General features: G+C 38.7%; 15 protein-coding genes. 7 read left to right on the top strand and 8 right to left on the bottom strand.

Translation table 11 applies throughout. The features are described from left to right. Positions 1-199: 199 nt before the first annotated feature. The 7 genes from Q4D72_RS09970 to Q4D72_RS09940 all read right to left on the bottom strand — a co-directional run bounded on the left by Q4D72_RS09970 (position 200) and on the right by Q4D72_RS09940 (position 11939). Positions 200-1621: a TlpA disulfide reductase family protein gene (locus tag Q4D72_RS09970; RefSeq protein ID WP_303077708.1), complete on the bottom strand. Its 1422-nt coding sequence runs from the start codon at positions 1619-1621 to the stop codon at positions 200-202. Positions 1622-1690: 69 nt separating this feature from the next. Beyond that, positions 1691-3055 carry a RagB/SusD family nutrient uptake outer membrane protein gene (locus Q4D72_RS09965; RefSeq protein WP_303077707.1) on the bottom strand — a complete coding sequence of 455 codons (1365 nt, stop codon included), beginning with the start codon at positions 3053-3055 and terminating at the stop codon, positions 1691-1693. A gap of 12 nt (positions 3056-3067) precedes the next feature. Beyond that, positions 3068-6349 (bottom strand): SusC/RagA family TonB-linked outer membrane protein, encoded by a 3282-nt coding sequence (locus Q4D72_RS09960; RefSeq protein WP_303077706.1) that lies wholly within the window; start codon positions 6347-6349, stop codon positions 3068-3070. Between the two features lie 637 nt (positions 6350-6986). Continuing rightward, on the bottom strand, positions 6987-8753 hold the full coding sequence (locus Q4D72_RS09955; RefSeq protein ID WP_303077705.1) for an alpha-amylase family glycosyl hydrolase: 1767 nt from the start codon (positions 8751-8753) through the stop codon (positions 6987-6989). 140 nt (positions 8754-8893) lie between these two features. Beyond that, complete coding sequence (locus Q4D72_RS09950) at positions 8894-10021, bottom strand: hypothetical protein (protein WP_303077704.1); 1128 nt, start codon at positions 10019-10021, stop codon at positions 8894-8896. Positions 10022-10032: 11 nt separating this feature from the next. Then, positions 10033-11190: an ATP-binding cassette domain-containing protein gene (locus Q4D72_RS09945; protein WP_303077703.1), complete on the bottom strand. Its 1158-nt coding sequence runs from the start codon at positions 11188-11190 to the stop codon at positions 10033-10035. A gap of 20 nt (positions 11191-11210) precedes the next feature. Next, positions 11211-11939, bottom strand: coding sequence for an RNA methyltransferase (locus Q4D72_RS09940; protein ID WP_303077702.1), 729 nt, complete (start codon positions 11937-11939; stop codon positions 11211-11213). A gap of 53 nt (positions 11940-11992) precedes the next feature. Here Q4D72_RS09940 and Q4D72_RS09935 point away from each other — a divergent pair, with 53 nt between their 5' ends. The 5 genes from Q4D72_RS09935 to efp all read left to right on the top strand — a co-directional run bounded on the left by Q4D72_RS09935 (position 11993) and on the right by efp (position 18578). After that, positions 11993-14542, top strand: coding sequence for a BamA/TamA family outer membrane protein (locus tag Q4D72_RS09935; protein WP_303077709.1), 2550 nt, complete (start codon positions 11993-11995; stop codon positions 14540-14542). A 206-nt stretch (positions 14543-14748) separates the two neighbouring features. Further along, on the top strand, positions 14749-15777 hold the full coding sequence (gene lpxD / locus Q4D72_RS09930; RefSeq protein ID WP_303077701.1) for a UDP-3-O-(3-hydroxymyristoyl)glucosamine N-acyltransferase: 1029 nt from the start codon (positions 14749-14751) through the stop codon (positions 15775-15777). Positions 15778-15783: 6 nt separating this feature from the next. Next, positions 15784-17175, top strand: coding sequence for a bifunctional UDP-3-O-[3-hydroxymyristoyl] N-acetylglucosamine deacetylase/3-hydroxyacyl-ACP dehydratase (locus Q4D72_RS09925; protein WP_303077700.1), 1392 nt, complete (start codon positions 15784-15786; stop codon positions 17173-17175). Positions 17176-17186: 11 nt separating this feature from the next. After that, on the top strand, positions 17187-17978 hold the full coding sequence (lpxA, locus tag Q4D72_RS09920) for an acyl-ACP--UDP-N-acetylglucosamine O-acyltransferase (RefSeq protein ID WP_303077699.1): 792 nt from the start codon (positions 17187-17189) through the stop codon (positions 17976-17978). A 33-nt stretch (positions 17979-18011) separates the two neighbouring features. Beyond that, positions 18012-18578, top strand: coding sequence for an elongation factor P (gene efp, locus Q4D72_RS09915; protein WP_303077698.1), 567 nt, complete (start codon positions 18012-18014; stop codon positions 18576-18578). 56 nt (positions 18579-18634) lie between these two features. Here efp and Q4D72_RS09910 read toward each other — a convergent pair whose 3' ends face one another. Then, the gene (locus tag Q4D72_RS09910; protein ID WP_303077697.1) at positions 18635-19630 is read right to left on the bottom strand and encodes a glycosyltransferase family 2 protein; all 996 of its coding nucleotides are present in this window, start codon (positions 19628-19630) and stop codon (positions 18635-18637) included. Between the two features lie 116 nt (positions 19631-19746). Between Q4D72_RS09910 and Q4D72_RS09905 the strand changes: the two genes are divergently transcribed. Next, entirely contained in the window at positions 19747-20607 is an 861-nt protein-coding gene (locus Q4D72_RS09905) for an RNA polymerase sigma factor RpoD/SigA (protein WP_303077696.1), read from the top strand. 132 nt (positions 20608-20739) lie between these two features. Further along, on the top strand, positions 20740-21387 hold the full coding sequence (gene rpe / locus Q4D72_RS09900; RefSeq protein WP_303077695.1) for a ribulose-phosphate 3-epimerase: 648 nt from the start codon (positions 20740-20742) through the stop codon (positions 21385-21387). Positions 21388-21616 lie beyond the last annotated feature (229 nt).

The raw sequence follows: 21616 nt of genomic DNA, 5'->3' as shown, positions 1-21616 counted from the left end.
GAAAATCAGACGTAGGACAAGGTGTTCGCCTTATGAACTTTTTGAAAAATACAACAACAAATTATTTTGAGTTGGCTATATGTTTTAAAATGTGTTTGGTCTTCCCACATTTTTTAATTAAAAACGATTGTCCGTTTAAAACCATAAACGGACAATCGTGTAATTTTTAAATTTAAGCGTTTTTTATAATGAAAATGGCTTACAAGTACATTTTCAGCTGATTGAACAATTCCTGTTTGTCGCTTGGGCGTTTAGCGGGATTGATTTTGATTTTGCCGTCTTTCCCTACGATAAGATAGTACGGAACCGCTTTCATAAAGTCAAGTTTTTCTTTGAGTTGGCTGTTGGCTCTCAAATGAACGCCCTCCAATTGAAGTTTCTTAACCATTGATTTCCAGCCTTCATCGGCGTTGTCATTGTCGATAGAAAGATATACGGGAAGCACGCCCATTTCCTCTAAAATGTGATGATTTTCTTTGGAATGTTGTAATTCCGCACGGCAAGGCACACACCAAGTTGCCCAAACATCAATATAAAGTACTTTGCCGGGATATTTAGCAAAAAGTTGCTCTAACGTATTGATATTCTGATAATCATCAACGAAATTTACGGCGAAACTATTGTCCTCGCGGTTGTATTCCACTACTTTTTCGATAAACGGATTTAAAATCGGAATTAGTTTACTTTCAGGGAATTGCGATTTGAATTCATCAAAATTTGTAATCCATTCTTTTTCAAATTTTCCTTGCATAATGCCCTCATACATAGCGTTTGCCCATGCAAATTCCACTAAATGAGCAGGTAAGTTGGCACGAATGAAATCGGTTTCGGTAACAAAATAAGGTTTGGTATTCATTCCGAATTGCAACTGCCCAGTATTTTTGATGTCTTTCAGCAATTTGTAACGCGAAATAAACGCCGGAGTTCCTTCATAAGTAAAGAAATTCGGGTTTTTGAAAGCGTTTTCGTATATTTCTTCCCATTTTTTTAGGTAAGTTTCGGCAAATTCAGTGCTTTTTTCAGGATTTTGCTCAAAAAAAGTGCGGAATGAAAAGAAAAAATCGGTAGATTGCAAGTCCGCCACCCGTATTTCAAACAAATTGTTTAGCGTTTGATATTGTTTTTCGGAAAGAGAAAGCTCTTTTTTTGCTTCGGTGATTCGTTTTTTACCGCTTTCAAGCAATTCAGCGTAATATTTGTTTTTGCTTTCAAAATCGGGATATTTTTTTACATCAACCACGCTTCGCGATTCGGAAAATAAATTCAATTCGGAAAAAAGTCGAAATATTTTTTCACTTTGTGTGTCGTAAAAAGCTCTGTTTCCTTGAAAATCAACCGTGTAGTTTTCTTGTCCGCCCAAAAGATAGGCAGGCGAGAAATGATTGTAGAGCGAAATGATTCCTTCGGTTCCGGCAGGAATTTCGGTTTGGTATGTTCCGTCGGGATTAACCGTAATTTCCTGATTATTACCGATAAAAATTTTCCCGTCGATAGGGAGATTCATCACTACCTTATTCTCGGAAGCCTGCGATATTTTCCCTGAGAGCATAGCGTTTTTCTTTTCAGGCGTAGCACAACCGATAATGCAGATAGTGGTTAAAAATAAACTTATTTTTTTCATTATGAATATGTTAATTATTTTACAGAAAGAATTGCCAGCCCGAAAAAATCAAGCTGGCAATTATGTGATTTAGTTTCTTTTCCACGAAGGGTTGAATTTCAATACTTGTGCCGGAATCGGAAGTACCAATTTCCCTGAATTAGGTTCAGCGGTGTAGGTTTTTCCTTGAAATTCTTTGATTATGGTAACGGCAAAATCAGGCTCTAAATTCATTCGTTTAACATCAAATAAGCGGGTTTGAGAGCCGACCATTTCGCGTCTTCTTTCTTCCAGTGCAAATTTAATCAAATCCTTATTTGTTGCAAAATCAGTAACTTGCAAATCGGTATAGGTGGCATTTTCAATACGAAACTTTCGTAACGCATTCAAATCTTTGATGGCTTCTGCTTTTTTTCCCAAGCGAGCGTAACATTCGGCACGTGTAACATACATTTCTCCCACAGAAACGGAAGAATTGTAATACAAAAAAGTTGTTTTATACCCTTGTTCTTGGAAAAATAATGTATAGCGTTTATCGTTGGTTTGGTCAATATTATTTTTAAAACTATCCGACAGATGCCCATTTGTGTAACCAATTATACCACCAAAGTAACGAGAAACATACTGTTGTTGTTGATATCGGTCTCTTATTTGTCTGCCACCAGGTGCTAAATAATTGTAATCAAACAATACATAAATATTTGATTCTAGCGCTTTGCTGGCGTATTCACTTGCTTTTTGATAATCTCCTTTATAGAGATGTGTTCTAGCGAGTAGTGCATAAGCGGCAGAAATATTGGGGCGTGTGAAAAGATACGACCTTTGTGGAAGATCCGGTAATGCATTTTCCAAATCATTGATAATAAAATCGTACACTTCTTTTATGGAAGCTCGTGTGAGGTTTGTTTGGGTAATATCAGCTTTAGTTACAATAGGTACACCAGGGTCAGTACCTGCCGTTGTGCTATATGCTTTGGCAAAGGTGTTTACTAAAAATAGGTACTCGGAAGCTCTTCCGTATAGAGCTTCGGCACGTACCCGAAGCTTGTCACTTTCCCGTGAAAATTCAAGACCGGGAGCTGCTTCCATTACTTCATTAATGATTTTATTGTAAGTGTAAAGATTCTCATAAGCGGTGTTCCAAGCACTAACAGGAACCCCTTCGTTATAAAACCGATATTCACCCCAAGTGTACAGTTGAAAATCCTGATAATCCGGATTAGAAATGTCAGCCATAGCACCCGCATTGGGCGGGTCGAGTATATAGTCATCGGCAGTTAATGCCAGAATGTCTTCATTATAAAGTGAGTGCATCGTGTGTTCCGAACCATTTAAAAGTAAGTTATAATCATCTATGGTTCTCGGTATTACTTTTCCTTTGGGTTCAATATCTAAAAATGAGTCGCAAGCTGTGAATGTAACAGCCAGTACAACTAAATAAACTATTTTTTTCATTTTATTTCAATTTTAAAAGGTTAAAACAGCCCCCATTGAGTAACTTTTCGGGGTACGTGCATAACGATTCCCTAAACCGTGTCGCTCAGGGTCAATGCCTTCATTATTTTTTGTCCATAACCATAAGTTATTGGCTCTTATGTTAAATGATAAAGCTTTAAAAGGTGTTTTTGCCAAATGCTGAGTTGGTATTTGATAACTAAGAGTTACGTCTCTTAGGCGTAAAAAATCAGCTGGAATTACATTCTTGTCGGTTCCGCGTATAATGTTACTATATGAAGCAGAAGCTATTTTCGGAATATCAGTTATGGCTTCATCCCCCGGTTTTTTCCAGGCACGTGTTACATCGGTGTGAATAAAACCTATTTCATTTGCCAAATATCGTCCGTCGTAAGTGTCCTTCAAAGTTACGTGTCCACCTTGATATATCATCAAAAATGAAAGAGCAAGCCCTTTGTAAGCGATATTATTATTCATTGATACCACGTGTGTAGGAATTGTATGTCCTGCCCATTTCAAATCATCAAATGTAAGAAGATCATTGGCAGAAGGAGTAATATCTACTTTAACAAGACTTCCGTCAAGTTTTCGAATTTGTGCGTATCCCTCATTATCAAGTCCTGCAAATTGATACACATATAAAGAACGTGGTGCTTGCCCTTCAATATTTAACAAACTTCCTGCAAATTGATAGGGTCTTTTGTTGTAATCAAAAGTAACTCGTGTAGTTTTGGCTTGATTGTATGTGAAATTAAGTTGAGTCTCCCACAAAAAGTTGGAAGTTTTGATATTTTGGGTAACCAAACGCAATTCAAACCCGTTATTATACATTTCGGCATCGTTTGCAGGAACTAAGAGTTGCCCTTTGGTGGGGTCATTTTCTAACTTTGACAAGATATCAGTAGTGTTTTTACGATAATAGTCAAAATTAATTTCTACTCTATCTTTGAATAGACCTAAGTCAAAACCAATATTGGTAGTAGCGGTACGTTCCCAACGTAAATCGTTCACTTTATAATCGGTTATATATTGTGAAATACTTCCGGCGCGGAATATATAAGATTGTGTGGCGATATCAAAAGGTCCGTATTTGTTGGCAATATTTCCGTTGATACCGTATGTAACACGTAAATCAAGACGAATATTTTTATCTTTCAAGAAGTTTTCCTCGCTGGCTCTCCAACGAAAGGCTGCTGACCAAAATGGGCGGTAACGGTATTTTGGGTCGGTTCCGAATAAGTTGGACTGGTCTAAACGGATACTTCCTGAAAAAATGTACTTGCTGTTGAATGTATAAATAAGATTACCGTAAGCCGATATGTGGCGGTTTTGTGATTCTCCAAAAAAGTCATTGAAATCCAATCCAGTTACATCACGACTTGGGTGGAATGTCTGTGAAAATCCACCTGTAATATCTTTTTTGTTCACTATGGAAAACAAACTCGAACGGGGGTCATACCCTAAATGGTCAATCGTGGTTGTTTGGTTTTTATTTTCTTGTGCTTCACCTCCTAAGACAATATTAAAATTGTGGTTATCAATGTTTTTTTGGAAATTAAGTTGAGCTCTTAACAAATAATGTAACGACTCACCACGAGTTTCCACAAACCTTGCACCTAACGGAATGTTTAAATAATTAGGGTCACCAAAATAATCAAGTGGAGTTGTGTTGTTGATAATGTGCCTTATATACCAAGAATTGCCGTCATACAAGAACGAATTTCGAGAAACACCTTTACTAAGTTGTCCCCCTAACGAAAGCGAAAGACCTTCCATTAGTTTGGTATTGAGCATTCCTTGTACACGTGTTGACCAGCTGTTATTAATACCTGTATATCTACCGAACTCAGAGGCAGGGATGTACGTTTCATCTAAAAGCCCGTTTTGTTTTAAACGTTCAATTTCATAGGGGTCTTTTCCTCCAAAAAGTATGTCTTTGGAATTACGACTGAATGGAATAAAAACTGATAAAGGTTGTCCGTTTTCATCAAAAAAACGATCATATGAACTAATTGTAAACGGTAAACTGCTTGAGTACAACTCACTGTCTTGATGGTTTAAATTATTTCTCTTTTGGTCATTAAAGGTCATATTTATTTGAAAATCTAAATCCACCTTAGGAGAGAAAACAGTGTTTGTTACAAAATCAAACAACAATTTATCATTAGAATTTCCTTTTATATTTCCGGTAGAATTCGTGTAATTAAGTGTTCCTCGATAATTAAACGCCTGAGAGCCACCACGAACGGTAAAGTTGTGCTGGTTGGTAGAAGGGTTTTGCAGGTATAAATTTTCGATATCACGTAGGTTGTCATATCCTCTGAGTTGATTGATTTGTTGTTCAAACTCTTGTGGGGTAATGTATCCATACTTTTGCTGTGCAAATAGGTAAGCGACCCGATTAAGAGAGCCAGCTTTTGTGTCAAATCTTGCATTTGGATTAGTTTCATACAAATGTCTGTAACTGTATAAGTTATCTCCGGAATTTTTTGCAATATCATACTGAATATCTACTAAATCAGACGATGAAGGACGCCTTACCAAATACCCTAAATCCATTTTATCTTGAAAGGTGTAATTATTAGTGTATTGTATGTGGAGTTTGCCCTCTCGTCCTCTTTTGGTTGTAATGACAATTACTCCGTTAGATGATTTTGCCCCGTAGATGGCAGCCGAAGCAGCATCTTTAAGTAATGTAACACTTTCCACTTCATAGGGGTTGATATCTTCCATTTTTCCTTCATATTGAAAACCATCTAAAACAATAAGTGGTCTTGTGCCACCGTTCAGTGTAGAAACACCACGAATTGAAAATTCAGGTGAACCGGTTGGGTTAGAAGGATTTGCACTCATTACCAAAGCTGCTGAAAGTCCTTCAAGTCTTGAAATGACGTCAGGAGCCCCTTTACGTTCAAAGTCTTTCATCTCCACTTTGGTGTAAGCAGTAGCCAATTTAGTAGGGTCAACCGATTGATAACCAGTAACAATTACTTCGTCTATTTCCATCAAATCTTCTTCCATAGTGATGAGAATAAATTTATCTTTTCCGCTGACCTTTTTCTCGGTTTTCTTAAATCCGATAGCGGAAAATTCGATGATTACCCCTTCTTGTGGTATTTTCAATTCAAACATACCATCAATATCGGAAGAAACTCCCTTGTTTGTTCCCTTTACGATAACATTTACTCCCATGAGCGGAACGCCTTTGGGATCTTGCACCTTACCTTCAATTTTTTTTTGAGCCCACGTGAAGGCACTCAACAGAAGGAAAAGTAATAAAAGTCCTCTTTTCATATACAAAAAATATTGGTTAAAAACAATTTTTTCTGATTGTTTGCGCAAAACAAAATTCAAGTTTACACGTTCGTTACCGTTTGGTAACCGAAAGCATAAATACTGTAATTCACTGAAATGTTTTCCAATAATTCAAAATTTTAACATTTTTCTTTCAATATAAGCAAAAAATAGCTATTTGTTATGAATTTTATGTTTTGGAAAAATATCAATTTTCTATAAAAAACACTGGTATTTTGATAAATACAAGGCAAAGTTAATGTATAAATATTAAAAATCAAAGAAAGTAAATGTTTTTTTTGAATAAAATATATTCTGAAAAAGAGGCATTTTTTATGGAAAAATAATCTGATTTGTATTTTTGAATCGGATTAATTTCTGTAAAAAAGATTTTTTTCAGTTTGTTTAAAATTGCTGAATTGTTAAAGTTTTAAGTAAAGAATTGAATTTTTATTAAAATAAAAGACCAAAGCAGCAATGGTATTGAAGATTTGTTTAGCACATAAAAAATCACGGTTTTTGTTTTAAAAACCGTGATTTTTTCAAATATTGTTGATGTGCCTCAAATAAATAGTTGTGTTTTTTTGTTTTCATTTTGCCAATTTTCCCAAGCTTATGAGGCATAGGCTTATTCATTTTACTTTTCAATTTTAAACACAAACGACTGTAACGGAGCGATATCCACCCGCATTTTACCCTGTCCGTTTCGGACGTGGAGTGTTGTTTTTTCATTTCCGTAGAGGGCATCGGTAGCGGTGTAGGTTCCGTCGTTTAAAAACCAGCTTCCCGCCACAAATTGAGGCAGTTGCAAGTCAAAACCAAAGCCGTCTTGCTCGCTGAAATTCACAACGATAACCCAACGATTTTCGGCATCGCCACGCACAAAGGCATACACTTTGTTGTTGTAAAATTCGGAGTATTTTCGGTTGTGGTCGTGCAGGTCGGCGTAAAATCCGGTCACGTCCAAATTGAGCAGGCGTTTGTAAAAATCACGCAATTGTTTCTCATTATCAGAAAGTTGCCCGCCGTCAAATTCTTTGTTATTCATCCAGCGTTGATGTGCCGGAACGCCCACATAATCAAAGATGGAAGTACGTGAAGGCGAGCCAAAGCCACCGCGTTCCGCTCCTTTTTCGCCTACTTCTTGTCCGAAATAAATCATCACGGGAGCATCGCTGATGAGGCTTGAAACCACCATTGCGGGCTTGGCTTTTTCGGCATATCCGGCAAATTCGGTCGAGGCAATACGCTGCTCGTCGTGGTTTTCCAAAAAGTGAAGCATATTTTCGGAAATATCGGCTAACTCCTTCTGAATCGGTGCGATAGCATCAGTGGAACGCCCGTGCGAGATAATCCCACGAAGCGTGTCGTACAACTGTACTTTGTCATACAAATAATCCATTTTTCCTTTGCGGATATAATCGCGATAGGCTTTCGGGTTGTAAATTTCCGCTAGCAAAAACGCATCTGAATTTTTCATTTTGATGTTGGAATTCAGAAAACTCCAAAACTCAACAGGCACCATTTCCGCCATATCGAAACGAAATCCGTCTACACCCAAATCCAACCAAAAAAGAGCTATATCTCTGAATTTTAGCCACGTATTCGGCAAGTTTTTTCCTTCCCAGAATTGGAAATGCGTTTTGTAATCCTTGTCGGAAAAATCATCAGGAAGCTCGGGAAAATCCTTTGTGCCGTCGGGTTGCACGCCAAAATTGAGCTTTACGGTTTCGTACCAATCGTTGAAATCGGGTTTGGATTTGCGGGAGCCGTTGCCCGTCCATTTGGCAGGAAATTCGTGAAATTTTTGATTTTCGGCAATCGGTTCGCCATTTAACGGACGAAAATCGTGCGGATAATCAGGTACTTGGAAGAATTCGCCTGGGTTGTAATAAAAATTATTGTTCACGTGGTAGGCAACCGAAGTGTCATCGTCTTCACCGAAACCTCTGACCCCGTGTGGTTTGGAAATACTTTCGTAGTTGCGGGCAACGTGATTCGGCACAATGTCGATGATGACTTTGAGTCCGTTCTTGTGCGTTCGTTCGATAAGGGCTTTAAACTCCTCCAATCGGTTGGCGGGATTGTCAGCCAAATCAGGATTTACGTTGTAATAATCCTTCACGGCGTAGGGCGAGCCGGCACGCCCTTTGACCACTTCGGGAGCGTCGTTCGAGATGCCAAAAGCGGTGTAATCGCCCACTAAAGCGTGATGTGGAACGCCTGTAAACCAGATGTGTGTGGCTCCTAAATCTTTGATTTCTTGCAGGGCTTTATCGGTAAAATCCGAAAATTTGCCCACGCCGTTTTGTTCTTTCGTTCCCCAAGGCTCGTTGGTGGTGTTGGTGTTTCCGAAAAGACGTGTAAATACCTGATAGACTACTTTTTTGTTGCGTTCTTTCATTGGTTCAATGTTTTTTTCGTTCTGTTTTTCTTTGCAAGCGGCTGCAAAAAAAAGAAAAATTAAGGGAAGAATCCTCCAAAAAATTGTATTTTTTTTCATAAATGATTATTTTTTTATGGAAAGTTTTCAATTTCTTAAAATTATTCGGGTAAGGCACGCCATTTGTGCAACAGATGCGTGTAAAGAAACACGAATACAAATCCCAACCCGAAAATAAAATAACTTACTTCAATAAAGTTATTTTCAAAAATCATAAAATCAGTTGTTTGTGCAAATGCGCCAAAAGTTGCCGGAACAAAGAAAAGCAACGAGAAATTAATCAAAATACCCGAAAATAGTTTCGGAATTTTGCCCACCAACCCAATCGATGCCAAAATGATGCCGTATGCCGTTAAAATGTACAGCCAAGCAACGGAATCGCCACCTACACCCATAGCCATAATAAATGAAAAAATGCCTAATGTAAGTGACAAAACCCCTGAAAAAATAATGGTAAAGAGTAGCGTTCGTAAGTTGGTTACCCGAAAACAGAAAATCAATAAACATAACGAAAATATCCAAGGGAGATGCGCCAAAATGATTGTAACTGTTGATATTTCGTCAATTTCTTCAAGATTTGATTCTAAATTATAGATTTTACTTTCGTGATACGGATTATACGTGTCGATAATTTCTTCATCCGTTACAAGATTATCGTTAGGTTCTTCAATTAATGCTACGTTTTCGTTTTCGGAGGTTGTTCTTAGTGTATCTTGCTGTTGGTCAGTCATCTCAAAAACCGTAGGGTGATTGTCCGTGTAGCTTGTTTGCGGATTGTTTTCCGCTTCGGTGGCGTATTTTTCAATTAATTTACTAACGTAATCATCTGTATATACGATGTTTGCTTTGAGTTTTATTCCGAAAAGAAAGGAAATAGAAAACAAAATGCAACACGAGAGAATCACAAAATATTGCACAAACTGCCCGAAGAGTTTCAGCGGATTGCTCGGATAAAAATTCTTAAAGGCATTGTGTTTGAATAACATTACTAACCAGCCTACAATCAGTAAGATAGAAATAATCAGATGCAACAAAAACGGAGTAACGAAATAGTCGCTTGTGTAAGGGCTGTAATAAAGTCTTATCAAATCCGATTCGCTCAGTGATGCCCAGCCTATCGCAAAAAAGGAAAGGTGCACGGGTAGGCTTACGGCAAACATCCAAAAGATTTTGGTGTTCCAAACGGAAGGATAGCGTTCCAGCAAAAATTGGTCTATTTTTTTGTACATACGTTTACGAATTAATTGACGAAAAAGCGTCGGGTTGAACTTGAAATATTACGCAAATACGTGATATTGGTTTTTGCTTCTCCCAAACGGGAAAGCACTTGCGAAAAATCGGTATTGGTTTGAAAATAAGCTACATAAATTCCGCCGTTGTAATTGAGTTTTTCAAGCGGAAGCGATGTGAAAGCCGCGTATAATTCCTCGCGCGAGGCGGTGGTGTCAATTTCAACAATCAACGGATTTTCGGTGTTTATTTCTTGATTTTGTGCCGAATTGTCGGTGTATTTTCCGTTTTTCAGAAAAATAACCTTATCGGAAATTTTTTCGACTTCGTACAATTGTTGTGAACTCAAAATCAGTGCAATAGGATTATTAACCGAATTGGCAATCATTTTAAGGTCTTCCAAGATGATTTGTTGTGCCATCACGTCTAAATTTCCGAGCGGTTCGTCAAGCAAAAGCAGTTCGGGCTGGCGTAGTAGCGTGCGGGCAAGCTCGAAACGCATTTTATATCCGGAAGATAATTCACTCCATTTCAGGTTTTTGTATTTCCAAAGTCCCAATCGGGCAATCATCATCAAGGTACGCAGTTCGTTTTCGGCGGGAGCTATGCTGTAATTCGCCAGCACGAATTTTAGGTTTTCTTTGAGGCTTCCGTGCCATTTGGCGGTGCGTTGCGGAATGTAAACGAGCTTGGTTTTCAGGTCGTACTCGTTTTTAGGGGATTTTTTGAAATTATAGGTGAGCGCCCCGCTGTTGTGTGATAAATCTTTCGCCAGAATGCGTAGTAGGGTTGTTTTTCCGTTGCCGTTTTCGCCCACAAGCCCGTAAACTTGTCCTTTTTTTATCGCCACGGAAACCGGCCCTAATGAAAAATAATTTTGTCCGTATTGTTTCTGAATATTTTCTGCTATCAAAACGGGATTTTCACGATTGGTTTCATCAACCTTGTGTTTACCGATTTCGTCGAGCAGGTTTTTTGCTCGTTGCACAAATTCGGAAGCATTGGCGGGGTTGTTTTCCTTCCAGTCGGTGAGGTTTATGGCTTGTGCGTAAATTTCCATATTTTGGGTGTCGGCGGCACAATCCAATAACTGACGAAAGCCCAATGAAATATCGTTATTTTCAAGGGTTTGCAGTGCTTGTCGTATGCGGGTTTGATGTTTTGACATTTTGTATATTAGTTTGATTTTTAATATGTTCGTCGTGCTTCGCTTAGCAAAATGGCGGTGGCGGTGGCAACGTTGAGGCTTTCGGTTTGTTGTAAATTTCCGAAACGCGGAATGGTAATTTTTTCTGTGGCAAATTTAAAAATTTCTTCCGAAATTCCGTTGGCTTCGTTGCCCATTACCAAAATAAAATCATCAGGGAAACGGGTTTGATAGCTGTTTTTTCCTGTCATTGCGGTGGCGTAAACGGGGAGTTGGGTCTCTTTTATAAAATGTTGTAAATCAGTGTAGTGTATTGTTGTGCGAGCAAGTGAACCCATTGAAGCCTGCACTACTTTTGGGTTGTAACAATCGGCGGTTTGGAGGCTGCAAACCAGTTGCTGCACGCCAAACCAATCGCACAGACGGATGATTGTTCCTAAATTTCCGGGGTCGCGAACATCGTCCAAAACGAGTATAAGTCCTTCATGTTGAATGGGTTGTGGTTTTCGGATTTTAAAAATAGCCACACCTTCATCGGGGTTTTTGAGCGAACTGATTTTTTTCAGAGTTTCCTTGTCAGTAACGATGGTTTTGTTTTTGGGTAATTTTTCCGAAAAGAAATCGGTAACGAAAATGTGTTCCGCTTCAAAATCGGCTTGCAGAAATTCAATAATTGATTTTTTGCCTTCAACGATAAACATTTGATGCTGAAAACGATATTTTTTTTGCTGTAACTTCTCAATAAGTTTAATTTGATTTTTGCTAACCATAAAAAATATGTATTTTTGAGCCCTAAAAACAAAAGTTTGTGAGGTTATTTTTAATTAAAATAGTATCTTTTTTACTTTTAATCGTCTTTCTATCAGGGTGTAACGCTGTTAAAAGAGTTCCTGATGGGCAGTATTTGCTCGGTAAAAATACCGTTTATGTGAACGCTACCAAAACGGAAGATGCAAAGATAGATAATTTTATCATACAAAAACCAAATGCGGCTTTGTTGGGCTTGCCTTTGGGTTTGTATATTTACAATGCCGCAAAGCCCAATCCGGAGGAAGATTTTCAAGATTGGCTTGACCGTAACTCCAAGTGGAACAGCACTTTGGAGCGAATTTTATCACAAAAACAAGTACAGCGCCTGAAACAATCTTTTTTGGTTTCGGGTTTGCATAACCAATTGAAAAATATTGGTGAAGCGCCTGTTATTTTGAATCCGGCAAAGACAAAATCATCGGTTAATTACTTAAAATCGTACTATAACAGCATTGGTTATTTTAACGCAAGTGTCAGTGACAGTACGTTTTATAACCCTGATACAGATAAAAAACGAGCCAATGTTTCGTACTACATTCAAACCGGTGAGCGTTATTATTTGGATACCCTGCACACTTCAATAGCCTCATCACAGATTGATTCGGTTTATCGTAAACATTTGAATAAGAGTTTTTTAAAATCCGGAAAGCCATATCAGTTAAGTGATTTTGGTAGTGAACGCAGTCGTTTGGCTTCGCTTTTTAGAAATAACGGATTTTATACTTTTCAGCCGAGTTCAATCAACTTTGAAATTAAACGCGATACGCTCGAAACCAACAACGACCAAAAGTTGGAAGTAACCACCATTATCGATGATTTGATTGAGCGCGATGGCGACGAAATTACCAAAAAAGTATATAAAATACACAAAATGAACAACATCCGTATTTTTGCGGATTATGATTACACCAAAGGAAATACTGATTTGGATTCAATCCAATACAAAGATTTGACTATTTTTTACAGAGGGAAATTAAAATACAAACCCCGCATTTTAAAGATGGCTTCGGCTTTGGAAAAAGGAGCGATTTATTCGGATGAAAATAGGGGCCTTACCTATAAGCAAATTAATAACTTACGGATTTTTAGGTATCCGAACATTGAATTTAAATATGCCGAAAACGATTCGTTACAAACACAACTCGACGCCAATATTTATTTGGTGCCGATGGATAAATTTTCACTTCGGCTTACCAATGAACTTAAACGTTCTGAAATTGAGCGATTTGGAATTACGTTAGGAACTTCATTCTCCACGCGGAATATTTTCAGGCAAAGCGAAATTTTAGAAGTAAATATGCAGGGAACGTTCGCTTCACAAACTAATTCGGACGACCCTCAGTTTTTCAATATGTCAGAAATTAGTGGTGATGTACGGCTTATTTTTCCCGAAATTTTGTTCCTGTTCAATACTAAAAAGCTGATTCCGTATTCGATGACACCCCAAACGATTGTTCAGGTAGGTACGAGTTATCAAAAAAATATCGGACTTGACAAACAGAACGTAACGGGGGTATTACGTTATGCGTGGAGTCCCAAAAAAAACCGAGCCGTGCTTGATTTGTTTAACGTGCAATATGTTCATAATCTGAATCCGCAGAATTTTTTTAACGTATATCGCGCCACCTACAATCGGCTGAATGACATTGCCAAAAATTATCCGTTAGACCCTCAATGGGTGGATGCGGGTGGAGATTTAACCACCACGCAAGGCGGAGCGATTCATTTTATGCGCTCGGTGTTGGTGGACAATCAGCCCGCGTTAAGTGATGCCGATGTGCGTTCGGTTTTGAGCATAGCCGAGCGCCATAATCGCCTTGTGCAAGATGATTTTATCCTTTCAACGAGTTATACTTTCGTGTTGAATAATAATTCTCAATTTTTTGAACGCGATTTTTCACAATTTCGGGTGAAGGTTGAAAGTGCCGGAAATTTATTAGGTTTACTATCAAAAACTTACAGGTCATTGAGAAACCAACCCAACACGGGGGAATTTTTAGGCGTAAAGTACGCGCAATTCATAAAAACAGAGTTTGATTACATCAAACATTTTCCGCTAGGGCGAGATGCCTCGTTGGCATTCCGTAGTTTTTTCGGGATTGCCATTCCGTACGGAAACTCAACCAATGTGCCTTTCTCGCAGAGTTATTTTGCGGGCGGGTCGAGTGATAATCGGGGTTGGAAGGCATATAGTTTAGGTCCCGGTGGTAGCGGTTCGTTCCTTGATTATAACGAAGCCAATATGAAACTCACGCTGAATTTAGAGTATCGTTTCCCGATTGCGGGTGCTTTTAAAGGGGCACTCTTTACCGATGCCGGAAATATTTGGAATGTGCTTGACGATTCGCCTTTTGATACGGCTAAATTTACTAATTTTTCGTCCTTAAAAGACATTGGTGTGAGTTCGGGAGTAGGCTTGCGTTATGATTTTGGCTTTTTTGTGATTCGTTTGGATGTGGCAAACCGCATATACAATCCGGCAAATGAAATAGGAAGACGTTGGTTTACAGATATTGCAATGCGAAATACCGTGTTTAACATCGGAATAAATTATCCGTTCTAAATTAATGACTCACAACTGATGGAAATCGTAAAATTATCCTTGGGTTTTTGCGGTTTCGAATTTTAAAAAAAGAAAATGTTTACCATTTTTTTAAAATATTTTTATATTTTTGTTGCGGAAATCACAAAAGCAGTTGTTTTTTGATGTGAAAAACAAATTGTTTTGGGTTTTAAATTATTGATTTTTAAAATATTAAAATTATAAAAGTGAAATTTACAGCTTTACAAATAGCAAACGTATTATGTGGAGAGGTTGAGGGCAATCCTGACGTGGAGGTATACAAACTTTCAAAAATTGAAGAAGGCGAGCAGGGGAGCATCACTTTTTTGGCAAATCCGAAATACAAAAATCATATATACACTACAAAAGCCTCTGTGGCGATTGTGAACAAAACTTTCGAGGCAGAAAGTCCGCTTTCAGTTACTTTGGTGCGGGTTGATGATGCCTATTCGGCTTTTTCAAAACTATTGGAATACTACAATCAAATTAAACTCAACAAAAAAGGTATTGAAAACCCGGTTTTTATTTCAGAATCGGCAAAAATCGGCGAAGATGTTTATATCGGGGCATTTTCGTATATCGGTGAAAATGTGGTTGTTGGCAATAACGTTAAAATCTATCCGAATACTTATATTGGTGATAATGTTACAATTGGCGATAATACTACCCTGTTTGCCGGTTGTAAAATATACTCCGAAACCGTAGTCGGGAAACATTGCACCTTTCACGCCGGTGTGATTTTAGGAGCCGATGGCTTCGGTTTTGCGCCCGTTCAAGAAGGTTTTTATAATAAAGTTCCGCAAATCGGGAATGTAATCATTGAAGATTATGTGGATATCGGTGCCGGAAGTACCATTGACCGAGCCACTTTGGGTTCAACCATCATTCGTAAAGGCGTAAAATTAGATAATCAAATACAAATTGCTCATAATGTTGAGGTAGGCAAAAACACCGTTATTGCCGCCCAAACCGGAATTGCCGGTTCAACCAAAATAGGGGAGAACTGTATGATTGGCGGTCAGGTGGGTATTGTGGGGCATTTAACCATTGGTAATCGCGTGAAAATTCAGGCGCAATCGGGGGTTATCCGAAATGTGGAAGATGATGAAATGCTGCAAGGAGCGCCCGCCATCGGGTATTCCGATTATAATAAATCGTATGTGATTTTCAAGAAATTACCTTCATTGATGAAACGATTTTTGGACATTGAAAAAAAATATTTAGAAAATAAATAAAGTTTTATGGTAAAACAGAATACTTTAAAAAAAGAAGTTACACTGGAAGGTGTTGGTTTGCACACGGGGCAGAACGTAAAAATGACCTTGAAACCGGCACCTGTTAACCAAGGGTTTACCTTCGTTCGTGTGGATTTGGAAGGAAGTCCGGTTATTGAAGCCGATGCAAATTACGTAACCAATACCGAACGCGGAACCGTTTTAGAGAAAAAAGGCGTAAAAATCCAAACCTGTGAGCACGTTTTGGCGGCTCTTGTCGGGATGGATTTAGATAACGTAACCATAGAATTAAACGCTTCTGAGCCTCCGATTATGGACGGGTCGTCGCGCTTTTTTGTTGAAGCCATTTTGCAAGCCGGTATTGAGCAACAAGATGCACCGCGTGAGGAATACGTCGTGAAGGAAGTAATTTCATACGTAAATGAAGAAACCGGAAGCGAGATAACCATCATTCCGTCAGAGGAATACCAAGTAACCACAATGGTTGATTTCGGTACTAAAATTTTAGGCACGCAAAACGCTTACCTTAACAAACTCTCTGAGTTTAAGGATATGATAGCCAATGCGCGTACTTTCAGTTTCTTGCACGAACTTGAAATGCTTTTGGACCACGGGCTTATCAAAGGAGGTGATTTGAATAATGCCATCGTTTACGTAGACAAAGAAATCTCGGAAAAAACGATGGAAAAACTCAAAAAAATATTTAATAAAGATCATATTTCCGTGAATCCGAACGGAATTTTAGATAACCTTACCCTGCACTATTCCAACGAGGCGGCACGCCATAAGTTGTTAGATGTGATGGGTGATTTGGCGTTGGTAGGTACGCGCATTCGCGGAAAAATTATTGCTACCAAGCCGGGGCATTTTACCAACACACAATTTGCCAAAAAACTTTCAAAAATAATAAAAAAAGAACGTCGCGATAACGTTCCGCTCATTGATGTCAATCAACCTCCTTTGTTGAATACCACTGACATAATGAAACTTTTGCCGCATCGCCCGCCGTTTTTGTTGGTTGATAAAATCTTTGAACTTTCTGACAAACACGTCATTGGTATGAAAAACGTAACGATGAACGAGCCGTTTTTCGTAGGGCATTTCCCCGGTGCGCCCGTAATGCCCGGTGTTTTGCAAATCGAAGCGATGGCACAAGCCGGTGGCGTATTGATTTTAAGAACGGTTCCCGACCCTGAAAATTATTTGACCTATTTTATGAAAATAGACAATGTTAAATTTAAAGTTCAGGTGCAACCCGGTGATACATTGATTTTTAAGTTGGAGCTTATCACCCCCATTCGGCGTGGAATCTGCCATATGCAAGGTTATGCTTACGTAAACGGAAAACTGGCAACAGAAGCCGAGTTAATGGCACAGATCGTAAAAGTTAAAGAATAAACAAAAAGAAGATGAATCAACCCTTAGCATACGTACATCCCGGTGCGAAAATTGCCAAAAATGTTGTGATTGAACCTTTTACAACCATTCATAACAATGTTGAAATTGGCGAGGGTACTTGGATAGGTCCTAACGTAACCATTATGGAAGGTGCCAGAATCGGTAAAAATTGTTCCATTTTTCCCGGTGCTGTCATTTCTGCCGTTCCGCAAGATTTGAAGTACAAAGGTGAGGAATCATTGGTGATTATCGGCGATAATACGATTATTCGCGAATGCGTAACCATCAACCGCGGAACCCTTGACCGTATGAAAACCGCTATCGGAAGTAATTGTTTAATAATGGCTTATAGCCACATTGCGCACGATTGTATCGTTGGTAATAACTGTATTTTTTCAAACGGAACAACCCTTGCCGGGCATATTACCGTTGGCGATTACGTTGTAATGGCAGGAATGACAGCCGTACATCAATTTTGTTCCATCGGGAATCACGCTTTCGTAACAGGAGGTTCATTGGTTCGTAAAGACGTTCCGCCTTATGTGAAAGCCGCACGCGAACCGCTTTCATACGTCGGGATTAATTCCGTAGGATTGCGCCGACGTGGTTTTTCACCCGAAAAAATACGGGAAATTCAGGATATTTACAGAATTATTTTTCAAAAGAATTACAACATTACCCAAGCGCTTTCTTTTGTTGAAGCCGAAATGGAAGCAACACCCGAACGCGATGAAATTCTGGATTTTATCCGAAACTCTTCGCGAGGCGTAATGAAAGGATACACAGGAGGATTGGCGCTCTAAAACAATAAAATTTTATACATTAATAATTATCAAATGGCAACAACAGCAGATATTAAAAAAGGATTATGCATCCGCTTTAATCACGACATTTACAAAATTATCGAATTTTTACACGTTAAACCCGGAAAAGGTCCCGCTTTCGTTCGTACAAAACTAAAAAGCGTTACCACCGGAAAAATATTGGACAATACGTTTTCAGCCGGACACAAAATTGAAGACGTGCGTGTGGAAACCCGTTCGTTTCAATATTTATATGCCGAAGGTGACAGCTTCGTTTTTATGAACACCGAAGATTACAATCAGGTTAATATCCGAAAAGATATGCTTGATTATCCCGAATTATTAAAGGAAGGCGAAGTGGTAATGATTATTTTTAATGCCGAAGACGAAACGCCACTTTCAGTGGAAATGCCTGCAAACGTGATTCTTACAGTAACTCACGTTGAGCCGGGAGTGAAAGGCAATACAGCCACCAACGCCACCAAACCAGCAACGGTTGAAACCGGAGCCACCGTAAACGTACCGCTATTCATTAATGAGGGCGACCGAATTAAGGTGGAAACCGAAAAAGGAACATACGTTGAGCGTATAAAAGAATAACAAACTTCAAAAGTAAATAAAAAATCAGTGATGAAACATCACTGATTTTTTTCTGTCTATCTGAAAAACAAATGCGGAAAAAGTTGTTCCGGTTTTTTGTTTGAGAATGTGAGCTTTAAAGTGGCTGAAAAAAATCCGAAACCATAACCGAAAAACTGAACTAAAACCGCCCATACGGATAATATTCCTATTTTCAGACTTTTATTGCTTCGGGAGCTGTCAAGTAACAAAAAAATAAAATAACAGCCGTAAACATACAATCCTTCAAAATATCCCAAACAAGCAAACAATACAGAAGTTAGTAACCCTACTGAAAAACAGAAAGGTAGCCAAAACGTAGCTTTTTTTGTATGTGGATGCCAGTGGTTTAAAATGGCGCGTGTTTGCCCGAATTTGCTCACTTGTGTTTTAAATTTTCCCCACGAAATTCGGCGTTTGTGGTACACGAAAGCATCTTCAATAAAGGCTGTTTCAAATCCTTGTTGCCACAATCGGATTACCAAATCGGGGTCTTCACCGGGGTGTATTTTCCCGAAGCCTTTGGTGGCTTGGAAAGCCTTTCGTGACAGCCCCATATTAAAACTGCGAGGCTCAAATTTTTGAACGCTTTTATGGTTTCCGCGTATGCCTCCCGTAGTTAAAAGTGAGGTCATTACGTAATTGATGGCTTTCTGGATGTCCGTAAAACTGGCGTCTGCATCATCTGCACCTCCAAAACAATCCACGTATTTTTTTTGCAGAAAATCATCTACCGCCTCCAAATAATATTCCGGCAACAAACAATCCGAATCTAAAATGATAAAATAATCATTTGCAGCACGTTCCATTCCGTAATTGCGCGAAGCCCCCGGTCCGGAGTTTTCCTTAAAAAGATATTTGATTTGCAGTATTTCGCTGTATTTTTCACAAACCTCTTTCGAAGGGATTGATGAGCCGTCTTCAATGATAACTACTTCAAAATCATTGGGGTAGCTTTGTTTGGTAAGGCTTCTTAAAAGTTCATCAACCTCATCGGGGCGGTTATATACGGGAATGATAAAGGAATATTTCATTAGTTAAATAATGTTAAACTTTCTGTGTTTTGTAACTTTTTTACCTTTTTAAACGTACAATGGAATGGAACACAATATGAATAGATACAAACCACAAAAATAAGGATAATTTTTTAATGAGACAACTAAAAATTACCAAACAGGTAACCAACCGTGAAACCGCTTCCCTTGACAAGTACCTTCAAGAAATTGGGAAAGTTGATTTAATTACTGCCGATGAAGAAGTTGAACTGGCGCAACGCATCAAAGCCGGCGACACCATCGCTTTGGAAAAACTCACAAAAGCAAATTTGCGCTTTGTGGTTTCGGTGGCAAAACAATATCAAAACCAAGGGCTTACGCTTCCTGATTTGATTAACGAAGGAAACCTTGGGCTTATAAAAGCAGCGCAACGTTTTGATGAAACACGCGGTTTTAAGTTCATTTCGTATGCCGTTTGGTGGATTCGTCAATCAATTTTGCAAGCGCTGGCGGAACAATCGCGTATTGTGCGTTTGCCGCTTAACAAAATCGGTTCGATTAACAAAATCAATAAGATGTACGCCTATTTGGAGCAGGCTCACGAGCGCGTTCCGTCTGCCGAAGAAATCGCCAGAGAGTTGGATATGTCGGTCAATGACGTAAAAGAATCGATGAAAAATGCCGGACGACACATTTCAATGGATGCACCTTTGGTGGAGGGCGAGGATTCAAACCTGTATGACGTTTTGCGCAGTAGCGAATCTCCAAATCCGGATAAAGAGCTGATTTTAGATTCATTACGAACCGAAATTGAGCGCGCACTCGAAACGCTCACTCCTCGTGAAGCCGATGTGATTCGGTTGTATTTCGGGTTGAGCAATCAGCACGCGATGACCCTTGAAGAAATTGGTGAAACTTTTGAACTTACCCGTGAGCGCGTTCGTCAGATTAAAGAAAAAGCTATCCGACGGTTGAAGCACACTTCACGAAGTAAAATTTTAAAAACATACCTTTAACAGGACGCTAATAAAATGAATTAACACAAATTTTTAATCGGATATACTTGATGATTAAAGGTTTGTGTTAGTTGATTTTATACCTAATTGCATACAATTTTCCAATATTTAAATCAAAAAAGACAAACAAAGATGATTTTAGCCCCTTCAATGCTTGCTGCCGATTTTGCAAACCTGCAACGCGACATCGAAATGGTAAATAAAAGTGATGCCGATTGGTTTCATATCGATATTATGGACGGTGTTTTCGTTCCGAATATTTCGTACGGAATGCCCGTGCTTGAAGCCATCAATCGGTATGCTCAAAAAACTTTAGATGTGCATTTGATGATTGTTGAACCTGATAGATACATCAGTACGTTTAAAAAATTAGGTAGTGAGGTGCTTACCGTTCATTATGAGGCTTGTACACATTTGCATCGAACCGTTCAAGCCATTAAAAATGAAGGAATGAAAGCCGGCGTGGCGCTTAATCCGCACACTCCGGTTAGTGTGTTGGAAGATATTATCGCTGATATTGACGTGGTTTTGCTGATGAGTGTCAATCCGGGGTTTGGCGGACAATCATTTATTGAGAATACTTACAAAAAAATTCGTCAGGCAAAAGAGCTTATCGTTAAAAACAATGCCCACACCCTTATTGAAATCGACGGGGGGGTTAATAACCAAAATGCAGGTCTGTTGATGCAAGCCGGTGCCGATGTTTTAGTAGCCGGAAGCTTTGTGTTTTCTTCCGCAGACCCTATAAAAACCATTAAAGATTTAAAGAACAAACCATAATTCCTTCCGAAAATGGATTAGGAGCTGTGTTTTTTCTTTAATGACAACGGGTTTTTGTTGGTTTTTGTATCGGTTTTTTTATTTTTCATCTTATATATGATTGTCTTTGCCAAAGTTTTTGTGCTTTGGCAAAGATTTTTGTTTCTATCTGTATGTTTTGTCGTTAAAATATGTATTATAGCTAACCCATTATAATCTGTCTATTTTTTATATCTTTGCACTATGGCAT

The organism is Capnocytophaga sp., from assembly GCF_030532915.1.
Classification (GTDB): Bacteria; Bacteroidota; Bacteroidia; order Flavobacteriales; family Flavobacteriaceae; genus Capnocytophaga.
This window is presented reverse-complemented; position numbering and strand designations above follow the sequence as displayed.